The sequence below is a fragment of the Paenibacillus sp. V4I5 genome (assembly GCF_030817255.1).
Classification (GTDB): domain Bacteria; phylum Bacillota; class Bacilli; order Paenibacillales; family NBRC-103111; genus Paenibacillus_E.
This window is the reverse complement of the sequence record NZ_JAUSZB010000002.1, coordinates 1,168,600-1,181,410: the sequence shown is the minus strand read 5'-3', so window position 1 is coordinate 1,181,410 and position 12,811 is coordinate 1,168,600. Positions and strand designations below refer to the sequence as shown.

The following is a 12,811-nucleotide window of genomic DNA, read 5'->3' as shown; positions in this document are numbered from 1 at the left end:
TCCTAATTTGTGATGTACGAACATGTAGAAGAACCATTTTATTTTATCATAACGAGGAATTACAAGGGCACATTTCATGAACTATTTGAACAAGCAAGAGCTACTACGGGAGGAATAATCTTTAAATCGTCGAATTCAAACATTTGATGATGGAAACCATCCATGTATTTTTAAGATGGGGGATAAATGAATGGATATGCTTTCGAGAACGGAACCGTCATTTGCCATGGTATTCGAATTCACAACGATAGGCATGGCGATTATTTCACTCAATGGACAATGGATGAAGATGAATAACAGCCTAAGCGCGATAACTGGATATTCGGAAGAAGAATTATTATATACGGATATAACTACGATCTTTTTGCCCGAAGAGAACGACAAACTGTTTGGACTCCTAGAGCAATTGTTGTCCGGGGATTTACGATCTTTCCAGATCGAACAAAGAATGAAGTCAAAAGAGGGAACAATTATAAGGGTGGAATGCGGAATTTCACTAATTAGAAACTCTGACCATGAACCTCTTTATTATATGGCCCAGATGAAAGATCTCACGATAAAGTCCGAGATGGAGCGTAAACTTGCGGAGAGTGAACAGCGATATAATTCATTAATTGAGCATAATCCTGCGGGGATCTTAACAAGTGATTTGAACGGTTTAATCATGAGTGTGAATCCTGCTATGGAGCGGATTCTGGGTTACACGAAGACGGAGATGGTTGGACAGTACATCCATCAATTCTGGGAGCAAGAAAAACAAGAGGATCAAGCTGAATACCCGACCGATAGTGTGCTCTTGCAAACGGATAATCATATGCTTCGGGTTACGCATAAGAGTGGCGATAAGATTGAATTAGGCTTAAAAAATGTGCCGATTATCGTGAATGGGATAACAGAAGGTGTTTATATTATCGCTAGAGATATCACACAGCATAATAAAGACCGTGAGTCATTGAGAGTTGCGCAGCAGGACCTGCATGACACTGTTCGCAGACAGCAAGGAATGACCATGAAGTTCAGACAAATGCGAGGGAAATTCATTCATACCTTATGTGACGGTGAACTTCTGTATAGACTCGGCTATAAGCCATCGCATATCCTAGGTAACGGCTTATACGAGATATGGCCATTCTATATGGCGACCAATATCGATAAGTATTACCGCAGGGCATGGAGCGGGGAAGAAAACGTTATGTATGAAGCCACTTTCCGGGGGATTACGTATTTGACATCTTTACGTCCCATTTTTGAAAATGGCCGCGTGATAGAAGTGATCGGCTCCTGTGTAGATATTACGGAACGTAAACATATGGAAATGGAGCTTAGAGAAACGAAGGAGCTGCTGGAATCATTTATTAATAATACAACAGATGCCATCTGCGTACTTGATCAACGATTTAAGGTTATTTCTGTCAATTCCGCTTATGAGAAAGTATTTGGTTGGAATCAGGATGAGCTTCTAAACCAGCCATTGCCCATATATCCAGATTTCTTGAAAGAGCATCATAAAGAAATTCAAGACATCTTACAAGCAGGTAACCAAATTTCGGGGTTAGAGACCATTCGGATTCGTAAAGATGGACAGCTCATTCATGTCAGTGTGACCAAAACGCCAATTAAGAATGAGAAGGGCGAGATTATTGGGTTCGCTGGTATTACGCGAGATATTACAGAACGGAAACGAACAGAGGAATTGTTGCGTAAATCAGATAAACTCTCCGTCGCAGGCCAGTTAGCAGCAGGACTTGCTCATGAAATCAGGAATCCGCTCACGTCACTCCGAGGCTTCTTACAGCTTCTGCAGAACGATATGAAGGGAAAACAGCACTATTTTGATATCATGTTGTCCGAACTGGATCGAATTAATTTCATCGTTAGCGAATTCCTCGTCATTGCGAAACCGGAAGCTATTCACTACAAAAGAAGTGATTTGATAAATATATTACAAACCGTGATTGCGTTGCTGGATACGCAGGCTAATCTTTGCAATGTGCAGCTCCTGCTCGAGTTTGAGTCTGATATTCCGGAGTTTATTTGTTCCGAGATGCATCTTAAGCAATTATTTATTAATTTGGTGAAAAATGCGATTGAAGCGATAACGAAGGATGGACAAATTAAAATCACCGTTTCCATGCAGGGCAGCGAGATGATCCGAGTGAGGACACAGGATAATGGATGCGGCATCCCAGAGGAGCGTGTAAAGCAATTAGGTGAACCTTTCTATACAACGAAGGAAAAGGGCACTGGACTCGGTCTAATGATGTGTTTCAAGATCGTTGAAGCGCACAAAGGCACAATGTCGATTCAAAGCCAACTTGGTGAGGGAACCATTATTGATGTGTTTTTACCGACGCAGACGATAAGTAAGGATATGAGTGAATTCGAATAGCCTTTGAATGTAAAAACCGCCAGACCTGTAAAGTACAGGAACGGGCGGTTTATTCATTTCTAAAAACGGATACTAAATTCATTTGACTCTCTGGAATGCCATGTTGTCATAGAGGCGTCCTGTTCACAATGAATTTGTACTTCATCAGGTGTATATTTTACGATAAAACCCGAATTTACCTGATAATAAACGCCTAATGAATCTAACGACCAAACATAAACAGGTGTTTTAGTAAGAGCGGCAATGAAAATTTCTGTATCTGTTTCCAATAGTTTGGTTCCGTAAATCATCTTCACACCTCTGTCTTATTATTTTGAAAAAGCAGCGCTTATTACTAGTGACAGCATGAACTTACAAACAATCACAAACTGTTCCTTTTTTTTTGTAGCGTTTCGGTTTTATACCAAGTACAATCAAAGTTGTGCAATTTTGAATACGATTGACAGGGAGAAGCAGCATGAAATTCGCAGTTCAATATATATCATTTTTTGTGATCCAAGGGGAAGGTGCCGACGCGGCATCGGCTAAAAATTATCGCCATTATCAGACTTTGGACGAGAACGATTATGAAGACAGTGCTTTACAACAATTCTTAGACGGTGAATTCGCACGAATCGCTAAACGCAAAGTAGAGCGAAACCCGAGAGCTGAGCAGGTACCTACGAAGATAGGGCGTTTCATTACCGAGCCAGGCTTCGAATTAGAAAGCAATCCGAACTATAATCTATTCGCGCGACTGCGCTATGCAGAGAACAAACAGGACTTTCTTAATGTCAGCGATGAACTTTTGAATGCTTATCTGAATACAAGCGCAGTCAGGGGCGGAGCTTTTCTTGTCGCAAGTGCCAAGCTTAATCAATATTTCGATGATCCATTTGTATTTATCCTAAAATGTGATTTTGAGCCCAAAATTGCACGGATTACCGACGAGAAGAGCTTATTGAATCAAGTGGAAATGGCGATCAATGCGAAAAACATGAAATCGATCCAATATCCGTTTATGCCTGAAGAAGGCATGTTAGAACCTTCAGAGCTCAAAATTCACCAAGCTTCACATGCCCGTTACTTTGAGGATTTCCTAAAATATGTAGAATATGAGCAGTCCATGCCGGAAATATTGCATCATCAAGTATTAGGGCTCGTTCAGCAGCAGTTGGAGAGAGACTATGAGCATAAACCTGAGGAACGTGAGCAGGAAGAAAAGGATTTGGAAATCTGGGCAGCGAGTGAAAAGCGCGAGCTTCAGGAGAAGTGGACACCGACTCAGGTCATGGATGCCGCCAATTATTTGGTTGAGCAGAAACCGGATCTGGAAATGCGCATCAAGCTTGATCATATCAGTGTGAAGGCGCAGCTTGCCGATTATGGACGCAAAGTTCATATTGCCAGACAAGGCGAACGGTATGTAATTCTGATTGAAGGGGATTATTTGCACTTCGAAAAAGGCGTATCACCAGTTGAATTGCTAAGACCAGATGATCTTCACGCTGTCATCGAGCGGATTACAAGAGAAGAAGAAAACGGATAGATAAAGGTGAAAATATAGGGTTCCCACCACTATGAATTCCTTGTATAATAGGGAAGCTTTGCAAGAATTGACAGACGGTAAATTAGGATTGGGCAGAAGGAGAAAGGGGTCAATGGCTGTGATCGTGGTTGGGGGAATGATTGGTCTAGGTAAAACATCTGTATCGACTTTGCTTGGACAAGAATTAAATTCAAATGTTTATTATGAAAGTGTCGATGATAATCCGATACTTCCGCTGTTTTACACGGCAACTCCGGAAGAAATTGAGAAGAAGAGATATCCGTTTTTACTTCAGTTGCACTTCTTGAATACAAGATTTAAGGCAATTAAACAAGCGTTAGTACATAACCGAAATGTACTGGATAGAAGTATCTATGAGGATTGGTACTTTGCCAAAGTGAATCGGGAGTTAGGTCGTATTTCACAGCTGGAATTTGATGTTTATGAGGGGCTTGCGGACAATATGATGTCTGAGCTTGCTGAGCTTCCTAAGAAAGCGCCGGACCTCATGGTTTATCTAAAAGCTTCCTTCGAAACGGTCATGTACCGCATCGGACTGCGGGGACGCAGCTTCGAGCAAGATCAATCTTTGGTTGATTATTATCGACAGCTTTGGTCAGGTTATGATGACTGGGTGATGAATCATTATCATGCCTCTGAAGTGTTGATTGTAGATATGGATCGTGTTGATGTTGTGAATCGTTCAGAGGATGCGATCGAATTAGTTGAGCAGGTACGTGCCAAGCTTTCCGAATTAGTCATCGTTTAATATAGAAATATCAAAGGGCCCCCTCATTCCGAGGGGGTCTTTCGAATTATGTAGGAGTTTAATTGGGTTTAGAAATTGAAAGTGTTCTAGATCTTTCCTTTTTACTTTCATTTGGTTATAAAGTCCTGTGATTTTACATATACTATCGAAATATGACGGTATTTATCTCTATTTGTTGTATATCGGGTAAAATTATTGTATGATACATTACGTATCAAGTGAAAACATGAATTCTTCAATGGAAGAGTAGGTGATGAGTTTGTTATTTATCGTATGTTACAGAGGAAAGCCTATGTGCCCGCCACTTTCTAAATTGGCAGCAAATGAGAAAATGATGAAGTTAAGCCGATTTTTCTCTAATCTTGAGATCGTTGAGGTTAAACAACAATTAGTTGCAACATAACAGAATATAAACTTCATACTCTCATAAAAGCGCACCTCCTTAACCCTTAGGTTTTAGGAGGTTTTTGTCTTGACTGATTATGTTACAGTAGATGGAAAGGGTTCGTTGGTTATGGAGGGCAATCATGAATAATATCTTACCTTCTACTAGGAAAGCAATTATCATTGGAGCTGGAATTGGTGGATTAACGACAGCGCTTTTCTTACAAAAGCAAGGTTGGGAAGTTGTCATCTACGAGAAAAAGAGAGAGCTATCCGAATTCGGTGCCGGAATTGTGTTAGCTGCGAATGCCATGCATGTATTAACGGAGCTTGGCTTGGCTGAACAGGTGAGGGTAGCAGGCGCTAAAGTTGGCATGGCTGAAATTCGCTCTTGGGATGGTAAGCCGATTACTTCCGTTCCCGTCTCGAAGCAAGCCGCTCAATATGGAACATATAGCTACCTTATTCATCGCGCTAAGCTTCAAACGATTTTATTTCTACAACTAAATGAACGAACAACCGCTTATATGAATAAAAAGCTGATAACCTTTGAACAGGATCCGCATCAGGTTGTTGTCCATTTTGAAGATGGATCAGCAGATACCGGGCATATCTTAATTGGTGCAGATGGGATTCATTCACAAGTGGCTCATCTATTATTTAGCATAGAACAGCTGCGATATTCAGGTTTTAGAGCTTTTCGAGGTATTACTACGTTCTTGGACCAGCGATATATTCCTGAGGTCGGTGGAGGATTTGAGGCATGGGGTAGGGGACGACGTTTTGGTTTTTCCCAGATTGGCGAGGGACAAGTTTTTTGGTTCGCTGCAATCAATTCCGCTCCTGGGATAGGTATGGATCGTAAGAAGGACTACGTTCTTAAGCAATTTGAGGGCTGGCATAATCCGATTGAGCAGGCTATCCAGTCAACAGATGAGAGGTCCATACTAACACATGATATTCATGATCGTAAACTACTTGAAAGTTGGAGCCGAGGGAGAGTAACACTGCTTGGTGATGCGGCTCATCCTATGCTGCCTAATCTCGGGCAAGGAGGCGCTCAGGCGATGGAGGATGCGCTTGTTTTAGCTAGATGTCTTGAGGGAATTCCAATGCTTTCATTAAGCAGTGTGACAGCAGCTTTTCATTCTTATGAAAATACTCGAAAACCCCGAACCAATCAAGTTGTTCGTCAATCCAGACGAATGGCACGCATCGTGCAAATGAGTAATCCGGCAGCAATTATGCTGCGTAATCAGGTGCTTAGACTTCTTCCGGATGATGTCCAGATGAAGCAGTTGGATTGGCTTCTAGGTTATAGCGTGTAATTGCTTACCGTGAATGCACCTTGTGTGCATTTTTGTAAACGGGGTTAGAAGTAATTTAAACCATTGATCCAGACCGTCCAAGACACATTGGCTTGAGATTTAGGACGAATAGCAGCTACAGAGCGCCGTGCAGGTATGGACCCCTCCCGCGAACAAGAACTGCTTCGACTATGGCGCGAATTAAGCAATTGATGGAGATTTGAGTCCGGAAAATAATTTTTCAAAATGTGTGAAATTCAATAGAATAGATAGAAAACACCGAATATAATGGAATAGTATACTTTGAGAAAAAGAAAGAGGTGCTGTCCATGTATGATTCTGCGGATATTCAAAGTAATAAGGGAATGGCCATCATTGCATACATCTTGTTTTTTATCCCGCTCATCGCTGCAAAAGACTCCAAGTTTGCATGGTACCACGCAAACCAAGGCCTTACATTGTTATTGGCCGCTGTCATTTTGAATGTTGTTTTGGGAATCATCCCGATTATTGGTTGGATTCTACTGCCTTTAGCGAATTTGGGCGTGTTTGTTTTAGCTATTCTAGGCATTGTAGCTGCTGCTCAAGGTCAAGTAAAACCACTTCCGATTATCGGAGGTTACACATTATTGAAGTAGTAAGACATACATATGGGAAAGCAGGTTGCCTTTTTTGGCAGCCTGCTTTTTATTTTTTAATTAAATGAGGATGATTCAAATAGGAGAAGCTGCTAATTCAGCAATACGTTGATTTACATTGTCTGTGTACAACCCGCCATGATAGCAAATAACAGCTTCAATGTCGTATTCGATGAACTTCTTAAGTGATTGCATCGCTAACGCATAGTTAACGGAGTACTCCGGGATGGGTCCGAGAAGTTGGCCACCTGAAACGACTAAGGCATCAGCCGCTATCAATGTTTTGCTCTGTTTGTGGTACAGACTGACATGTCCCGGAGTATGACCTGGGGTATGAATGACGATAATCCCGCCACAGTTGGCTAGTTCGAGTCCATCTTCAAGAATGCCATTGACCGGACCTTTAGGCGGATTCTCCAAAGCTGATCGAAAAGCTTTTCGCCATTCAGGTGAAATATCCGCAGGTAAGCTAGCAACCGCTTGTTCAATTGATTCTGGGGTGATTTTAATCAACATCTTCTCACCTTGAATATAAGGTTTCTCTATTTCACTGGCTAGAATATCAAGCTTCTGCGGAGATTTACTTATGAAATCTGGTAAACTGCCTATATGATCTATATCTTGATGGGTAATAATAATCGTCTTCAAATGATGGGATGGAACGTTATGATCCTCCATGGCATTCTGAATACGAGGCAATAAACCGGGATATCCAGTGTCCACCAAAATGGCGCCTTCTTCATCGGAGAAAAGAGTTGGGTGTATGACATCGATACGCCCCATTACAGGAACTGACAGCTCAAGCATATAAATACCGTTCGCAATCTGCATTCGAATCCCTCCAAAGAGAAATGATAGTGAAAGAACAGTGCTATCATACCTAGAAGGTTAACTTATGTCAATTAAATATTTTATTATACCATAAAATCAATAGAATGTCAATATATTTTCATTTGTGAACTAGACGTATTTAGTTTTGTCCAAGTTTTGATCAACGTGTGAATAAAGTATGAACAAATTTTGGATTTGTGATATACTATGTTTATAAAGCACTTACATTGGGGTTTGGAGTGATAATTATGGCAAATAGAGCCGTTTTAATCAGAAGTAATGAGCGCAGTGAGCGCGATGTGATGCCATTAGTGAAGATGATGACAATAGCGGCATGGGCGTTGCTTGGTATAGGATTACTATTAAGCTTGTTGAATATTGATCATTTTAGTGATCGCAATACCTCCTTGATGGTTGGAATTGGCTTCATGGTAGGTAGTGTGCACATCTATGTTATTCGGACGGCTATTCACTTGGTGCATTCACGTGCAGCTTCAAAGACGGAATAAGTACAACGTATTATGAGCAATTTAGAGGCCTTTCAAGTGACAACTTGAAGGGCCTTTTCGTTTTCATGTATTTTCATACATTTTCATAATAGTCAACAAACGTTCTGTGACATTTGTTTTACAGTAAAACGTCGATCCTTTGACGTATTTGTTAAGTTGCGTTTGCAACAGTGTACTTTTATCAGCGAGATGATATCTTGATATTAGATAAGATTTGTTGATAGGGAGGTTAAGTAGGATGAAGAAGAGAACACTCGTACAAGCTATGCTGCCCTTCATGATGGTCGCCATCATTATTTTATTGGCAGGCTGCAGTAATCAAGCTATGGTGCTGGATCCCAAAGGACCTGTAGGTGCTGAACAGAGAGATTTGATTGTGATTTCCTCCATTTTATGCGCAATTATCCTCGTACCGGTTCTTGTACTGACAGCTTGGATTGTTTGGCGGTATCGCGATAAAGAAGGCAATAAAGCATCATATAAGCCAAACTGGTCGCACAGTACTTCCTTAGAAATTGTTTGGTGGGCAGTTCCAATCATTATTATTGTAGCTTTGGCTGTCATTACTATTCGTTATACGTATGCACTAGAGCCCTCTAAGCCGTTAAAATCCAATAAACCGCCCGTCACCATTCAAGTGACATCTCTGGATTGGAAATGGTTATTCACGTATCCGGAGCAGGGTATAGCAACGGTCAATTATTTGCAAATTCCAGAGGATACACCGATTAAGTTCGAGCTCACTTCTGATGCTCCGATGAACTCGTTCTGGATCCCGCAGCTGGGTGGGCAGATCTATACGATGTCAGGTATGGCAATGACACTGTATTTACAAGCTGATGAGATCGGGCATTACTTCGGAACGGGAGCGAATTTCAGCGGTGCGCATTTCGCGGATATGACGTTCGATGTGAATGCGACTTCCCAGAAGGACTTCGAAGCTTTCATAGCCAAAACGAAAAAGGTTCCGACAAAACTTACGATGGAAAGCTATGAAGCCTTAGCCAAGCCTGGTAAGTCAGGTGTGCAATATTTCTCCTCGGTTCCAGATGGACTTTTCCAAAAGATAGTAACGAAATATACGAATGGTCAATCCATTCACAGTGGTCATGGCAGTTCAGAGTCTGTGAAAGAGACGAGCAAGCCTCAATCAACGGACAAAACTGCACCTATGAACCATAATGATCACAGTCAAATGAAAATGACAAAATGATCGATCAAAGCTTTTGAGAAAGGGAGATCTGCTCATGTTGGATAAAATAAAGCAATTCGCATCAGAGTTTTTCGTAACGGGCGATCCACTCATCCTGGGTGCTCAGGTTAGTATCGGACTCTCGATGATCGCTATGATATTCGTGCTGTCTTATTTCAGAAAGTGGGGCTGGCTCTGGCGTGAATGGTTAACAAGTGTTGACCATAAACGAATCGGGATCATGTACATCATCTGTTCGATCATGATGTTGTTCCGCGGCGGTGTGGATGCGCTTCTAATGCGTCTACAACTAGCGATGCCAAATAGTCAATTTCTACAAGCAGAGCACTATAATCAAATCTTCACGACGCATGGCGTGATCATGATTCTATTCATGGCAATGCCCCTAATGTTCGGACTATTTAATATTGTAGTCCCACTGCAAATTGGAGCTCGAGACGTCGCTTATCCGTTCTTGAATTCACTTAGCTTCTGGATGTTCTTCTGGGGAGCTATGCTTTTCAACGTATCGTTCGTCATTGGTGGATCACCGGATGCAGGATGGCTTAGCTACCCACCGCTTTCGGAGTTGTCCCATAGTCCGGGTGTCGGACAGAACTTCTATATCTGGGGTATTCAAATATCCGGTATAGGAAGCTTAGCGACGGGAATTAACTTTATTGTGACCATTTTGAAAATGCGTGCACCTGGCATGAAGTTGATGAAGATGCCAATGTTTACATGGTCCGTATTTTCAAGTTGTATCATGATTATCTTCGCTTTTCCGATCCTTACAGTGACGTTAGCTTTATTATTCCTTGACCGTTTCCTGGGCGCACATTTCTTCACCTTGGATGGCGGCGGGAATCCAATGATGTACATCAATTTGATCTGGATGTGGGGTCACCCTGAGGTCTACATTGTTGTCATTCCGGCTTTCGGTATTTTCTCGGAAATTGTTTCTACCTTCTCCAAAAAGAAATTGTTTGGCTACAAATCGATGGTTTTCGCCATGCTGATCATTAGTTTATTGTCCTTCTTCACGTGGGCGCATCACTTCTTTACGATGGGGTCTGGCGCAGATGTTAATGCCTTTTTCGCCATTAGTACGATGTTGATTGCGATACCGACCGGAGCCAAGGTATTTAACTGGTTATTCACCATGTTCCGCGGTAAGATTCGTTTCTCGACGCCAATGATGTGGACAATTGCATTCATTCCTTGTTTCGTTATTGGAGGCATGACAGGGGTGCTGTTGTCGGTTGCGCCAGCTGATTTTCAGTTCCATAACAGTTACTTCCTGATTGCGCATTTCCATCAAGTATTAATTGGTGGTGTAGCCTTCGGATACTTCGCGGGACTTTACTACTGGTGGCCAAAAATGTTCGGCTTCAAGCTGAACGAGCACTTGGGCAAATGGGCATTCTGGACGTGGAACATTGGGTTCTATGTTTGTTTCATGCCGCAATATTTCTTGGGTTTAGATGGTATGACTCGCCGTACGTATACGTACGATTTCGATATGGGCTGGGGACCGCTGAATCTCGTATCTACAGTAGGCGGTTTCCTTATGGGTGTCGGGTTCATTTTCCAAGTATGGCAAATTGCTCACTCGATTAAATTCAGAGAACCGGATGTAACCGGGGATCCTTGGGACGGCCGTACACTTGAATGGTCGATTCCTTCGCCAGCTCCAATTTATAACTTTGCCGTACTGCCAGAAGTTAACGAAGCAGATGCATGGTGGGAACAAAAGCAGAAGCAAAGCTTATCTGCCAAGCAACCAGCCAAGATCGTATATGAACCGATTCACATGCCTAAGAACTCTTCCATTCCATTCCTAATGTCTGCACTATGGTTTTTCGCTGGATTTGGTTTTGTATTTAATTGGATGTGGCTGACGATCCCGGCCTTAATTGGTGTTGCGATCACTATGATTGCACGTTCGTTCAGCTATGATACGGATTATTATATTCCTGCTGATGAAGTGAAACGTACGGAAGCCGCATTGAAAGGGGCGAAAGTATAATGGCACATGCAGCTACGCAAGGTGGGCATCACGCCCACGATCATGAACATGATCACGAGTCGCTCAAAACGTTCGGATTCTGGATATTTCTAATCACGGACTGTATCTTATTTGGATCTTTATTTGCCACCTACATGGTTCTTCATCAAAATACAAACGGGGGTCCAACCCCGGAAGAATTGTTCAAGATGCCAGGTATCATTGCGGAAACCTTTATCTTGCTTACTAGCAGCTTCACGAGCGGTTTAGCCGTGCTTGGCATGCACAAAGGGAACATGAAGCAGTTAATTGGCTGGCTAGCCGTAACAGTTCTTCTGGGAGCGTCATTCGTAGGACTCGAGTTAATGGAATTCATTAACATGGTTAATCATGAGGGCGCAACAATTAGTACGAGCGCATTTTTATCAGCTTTCTATGCATTAGTTGGTACACACGGCTTACACGTTTCGGTTGGTTTGATTTGGATGGTCGGGTTGATGCTGCAATTGAAACGCCGCGGCATCACAGCCGTGACCAAACGCAAAGTGGCTGTCATTTCCTTGTACTGGCATTTCCTTGACGTTGTCTGGATCTTCGTATTTACAGTCGTCTATTTGATGGGGGTGATGTAAGATGAGTCAACCACATACAGGTTCACATGAAACCCATGATGCTCATGGTTCATTGAAATCTTATATTATTGGCTTTGCTCTATCGATCATTCTGACCATCATTCCACTCGTTGCTGTTATGAACCATATGTTGAGTAAAACAGGCACAATCGTCTTGATCCTCTTCATGGCTGTACTGCAATTTGGTGTTCAGTTGTTCTTCTTCATGCATGTGAAAGAAGGCGAGAATGCACGCTGGAATATCATGGCGTTGATCTTTGGTCTTGTCATCTTACTGACGATCGTGGCCGGTTCGATATGGATTATGACTTACAATCAAGTAGCTCATTAAGATTTGATAAAAGGAAAGACGTTTTCACCACGTTTGATGTGGTGGGAACGTCTTTTTTTCATGAATTCATGCTTATAAACACCGGATCAGCCGGAATCCTCCGAGTAGGCAGCTTAGACGATGAATTTCATCTAACTATCTAGCATGTCGGCTTGTTTCGTTCCTTAGCTTCTCGTTTTTCTTGTTGTACTGCTTTTTCTCCGAATTGATCTAAGCGAGAAGGGCTGCCTGCAGGTCCAGTGTTCTTGGGCTTACTATTTCTTCCACTCATGATTTATCACCTCCGTCGATTC

General features: G+C 42.2%; 13 protein-coding genes. 10 read left to right on the top strand and 3 right to left on the bottom strand.

The window, feature by feature from the left end:
* The first annotated feature begins 190 nt into the window (after nt 1-190).
* Nucleotides 191-2,389 carry a PAS domain S-box protein gene (locus tag QFZ78_RS07530; protein ID WP_307546395.1) on the top strand — a complete coding sequence of 733 codons (2,199 nt, stop codon included), beginning with the start codon at nt 191-193 and terminating at the stop codon, nt 2,387-2,389.
* 59 nt (nt 2,390-2,448) lie between these two features.
* On the opposite strand, the gene QFZ78_RS07525 is transcribed toward QFZ78_RS07530, so the two are convergent.
* Nucleotides 2,449-2,679, bottom strand: a complete 231-nt coding sequence (locus QFZ78_RS07525; protein WP_307546394.1) for a hypothetical protein — start codon at nt 2,677-2,679, stop codon at nt 2,449-2,451.
* Nucleotides 2,680-2,846: 167 nt separating this feature from the next.
* On the opposite strand from QFZ78_RS07525, the gene QFZ78_RS07520 reads away from it, so the two are divergent.
* The 4 genes from QFZ78_RS07520 to QFZ78_RS07505 all read left to right on the top strand — a co-directional run bounded on the left by QFZ78_RS07520 (nt 2,847) and on the right by QFZ78_RS07505 (nt 7,015).
* Nucleotides 2,847-3,917 carry a DUF3900 domain-containing protein gene (locus QFZ78_RS07520; protein WP_307546393.1) on the top strand — a complete coding sequence of 357 codons (1,071 nt, stop codon included), beginning with the start codon at nt 2,847-2,849 and terminating at the stop codon, nt 3,915-3,917.
* A 112-nt stretch (nt 3,918-4,029) separates the two neighbouring features.
* The gene (locus tag QFZ78_RS07515; RefSeq protein WP_171645564.1) at nt 4,030-4,686 is read left to right on the top strand and encodes a deoxynucleoside kinase; all 657 of its coding nucleotides are present in this window, start codon (nt 4,030-4,032) and stop codon (nt 4,684-4,686) included.
* A gap of 527 nt (nt 4,687-5,213) precedes the next feature.
* On the top strand, nt 5,214-6,398 hold the full coding sequence (locus tag QFZ78_RS07510; RefSeq protein ID WP_307546392.1) for an FAD-dependent oxidoreductase: 1,185 nt from the start codon (nt 5,214-5,216) through the stop codon (nt 6,396-6,398).
* Between the two features lie 308 nt (nt 6,399-6,706).
* Nucleotides 6,707-7,015 (top strand): DUF4870 domain-containing protein, encoded by a 309-nt coding sequence (locus tag QFZ78_RS07505; protein WP_307546391.1) that lies wholly within the window; start codon nt 6,707-6,709, stop codon nt 7,013-7,015.
* A gap of 75 nt (nt 7,016-7,090) precedes the next feature.
* Here the strand turns inward: QFZ78_RS07505 and QFZ78_RS07500 are convergent, their stop codons facing one another.
* Nucleotides 7,091-7,846: an MBL fold metallo-hydrolase gene (locus QFZ78_RS07500; protein WP_307546390.1), complete on the bottom strand. Its 756-nt coding sequence runs from the start codon at nt 7,844-7,846 to the stop codon at nt 7,091-7,093.
* A 248-nt stretch (nt 7,847-8,094) separates the two neighbouring features.
* Here QFZ78_RS07500 and QFZ78_RS07495 point away from each other — a divergent pair, with 248 nt between their 5' ends.
* From QFZ78_RS07495 to cyoD, 5 genes are all read left to right on the top strand, one after another.
* On the top strand, nt 8,095-8,355 hold the full coding sequence (locus QFZ78_RS07495) for a hypothetical protein (protein ID WP_307546389.1): 261 nt from the start codon (nt 8,095-8,097) through the stop codon (nt 8,353-8,355).
* Between the two features lie 238 nt (nt 8,356-8,593).
* Nucleotides 8,594-9,568, top strand: a complete 975-nt coding sequence (gene cyoA / locus QFZ78_RS07490) for a ubiquinol oxidase subunit II (RefSeq protein WP_307546388.1) — start codon at nt 8,594-8,596, stop codon at nt 9,566-9,568.
* Between the two features lie 34 nt (nt 9,569-9,602).
* Nucleotides 9,603-11,576, top strand: coding sequence for a cbb3-type cytochrome c oxidase subunit I (locus tag QFZ78_RS07485; protein ID WP_307546387.1), 1,974 nt, complete (start codon nt 9,603-9,605; stop codon nt 11,574-11,576).
* The gene (gene cyoC, locus QFZ78_RS07480) at nt 11,576-12,187 is read left to right on the top strand and encodes a cytochrome o ubiquinol oxidase subunit III (protein WP_307546386.1); all 612 of its coding nucleotides are present in this window, start codon (nt 11,576-11,578) and stop codon (nt 12,185-12,187) included. The genes QFZ78_RS07485 and cyoC overlap by 1 nt, the downstream gene beginning before the upstream one ends.
* Before the next feature lies 1 nt (nt 12,188).
* On the top strand, nt 12,189-12,518 hold the full coding sequence (gene cyoD / locus QFZ78_RS07475) for a cytochrome o ubiquinol oxidase subunit IV (RefSeq protein WP_307546385.1): 330 nt from the start codon (nt 12,189-12,191) through the stop codon (nt 12,516-12,518).
* 139 nt (nt 12,519-12,657) lie between these two features.
* Here the strand turns inward: cyoD and QFZ78_RS07470 are convergent, their stop codons facing one another.
* Nucleotides 12,658-12,789, bottom strand: a complete 132-nt coding sequence (locus QFZ78_RS07470) for a hypothetical protein (RefSeq protein WP_307546384.1) — start codon at nt 12,787-12,789, stop codon at nt 12,658-12,660.
* Nucleotides 12,790-12,811 lie beyond the last annotated feature (22 nt).

What these genes read in the sequence shown, in the direction of transcription:
- cyoC (WP_307546386.1), top strand. Translation starts at nt 11,576, where the DNA reads ATGGCACATGCAGCTACGCAAGGTGGGCATCACGCCCACGATCATGAA.
- QFZ78_RS07525 (WP_307546394.1), bottom strand. Translation starts at nt 2,679, where the DNA reads ATGATTTACGGAACCAAACTATTGGAAACAGATACAGAAATTTTCATT.
- QFZ78_RS07470 (WP_307546384.1), bottom strand. Translation starts at nt 12,789, where the DNA reads ATGAGTGGAAGAAATAGTAAGCCCAAGAACACTGGACCTGCAGGCAGC.
- QFZ78_RS07530 (WP_307546395.1), top strand. Translation starts at nt 191, where the DNA reads ATGGATATGCTTTCGAGAACGGAACCGTCATTTGCCATGGTATTCGAA.
- cyoA (WP_307546388.1), top strand. Translation starts at nt 8,594, where the DNA reads ATGAAGAAGAGAACACTCGTACAAGCTATGCTGCCCTTCATGATGGTC.
- QFZ78_RS07485 (WP_307546387.1), top strand. Translation starts at nt 9,603, where the DNA reads ATGTTGGATAAAATAAAGCAATTCGCATCAGAGTTTTTCGTAACGGGC.
- QFZ78_RS07510 (WP_307546392.1), top strand. Translation starts at nt 5,214, where the DNA reads ATGAATAATATCTTACCTTCTACTAGGAAAGCAATTATCATTGGAGCT.
- QFZ78_RS07515 (WP_171645564.1), top strand. Translation starts at nt 4,030, where the DNA reads ATGGCTGTGATCGTGGTTGGGGGAATGATTGGTCTAGGTAAAACATCT.
- QFZ78_RS07505 (WP_307546391.1), top strand. Translation starts at nt 6,707, where the DNA reads ATGTATGATTCTGCGGATATTCAAAGTAATAAGGGAATGGCCATCATT.
- QFZ78_RS07495 (WP_307546389.1), top strand. Translation starts at nt 8,095, where the DNA reads ATGGCAAATAGAGCCGTTTTAATCAGAAGTAATGAGCGCAGTGAGCGC.
- QFZ78_RS07520 (WP_307546393.1), top strand. Translation starts at nt 2,847, where the DNA reads ATGAAATTCGCAGTTCAATATATATCATTTTTTGTGATCCAAGGGGAA.
- cyoD (WP_307546385.1), top strand. Translation starts at nt 12,189, where the DNA reads ATGAGTCAACCACATACAGGTTCACATGAAACCCATGATGCTCATGGT.
- QFZ78_RS07500 (WP_307546390.1), bottom strand. Translation starts at nt 7,846, where the DNA reads ATGCAGATTGCGAACGGTATTTATATGCTTGAGCTGTCAGTTCCTGTA.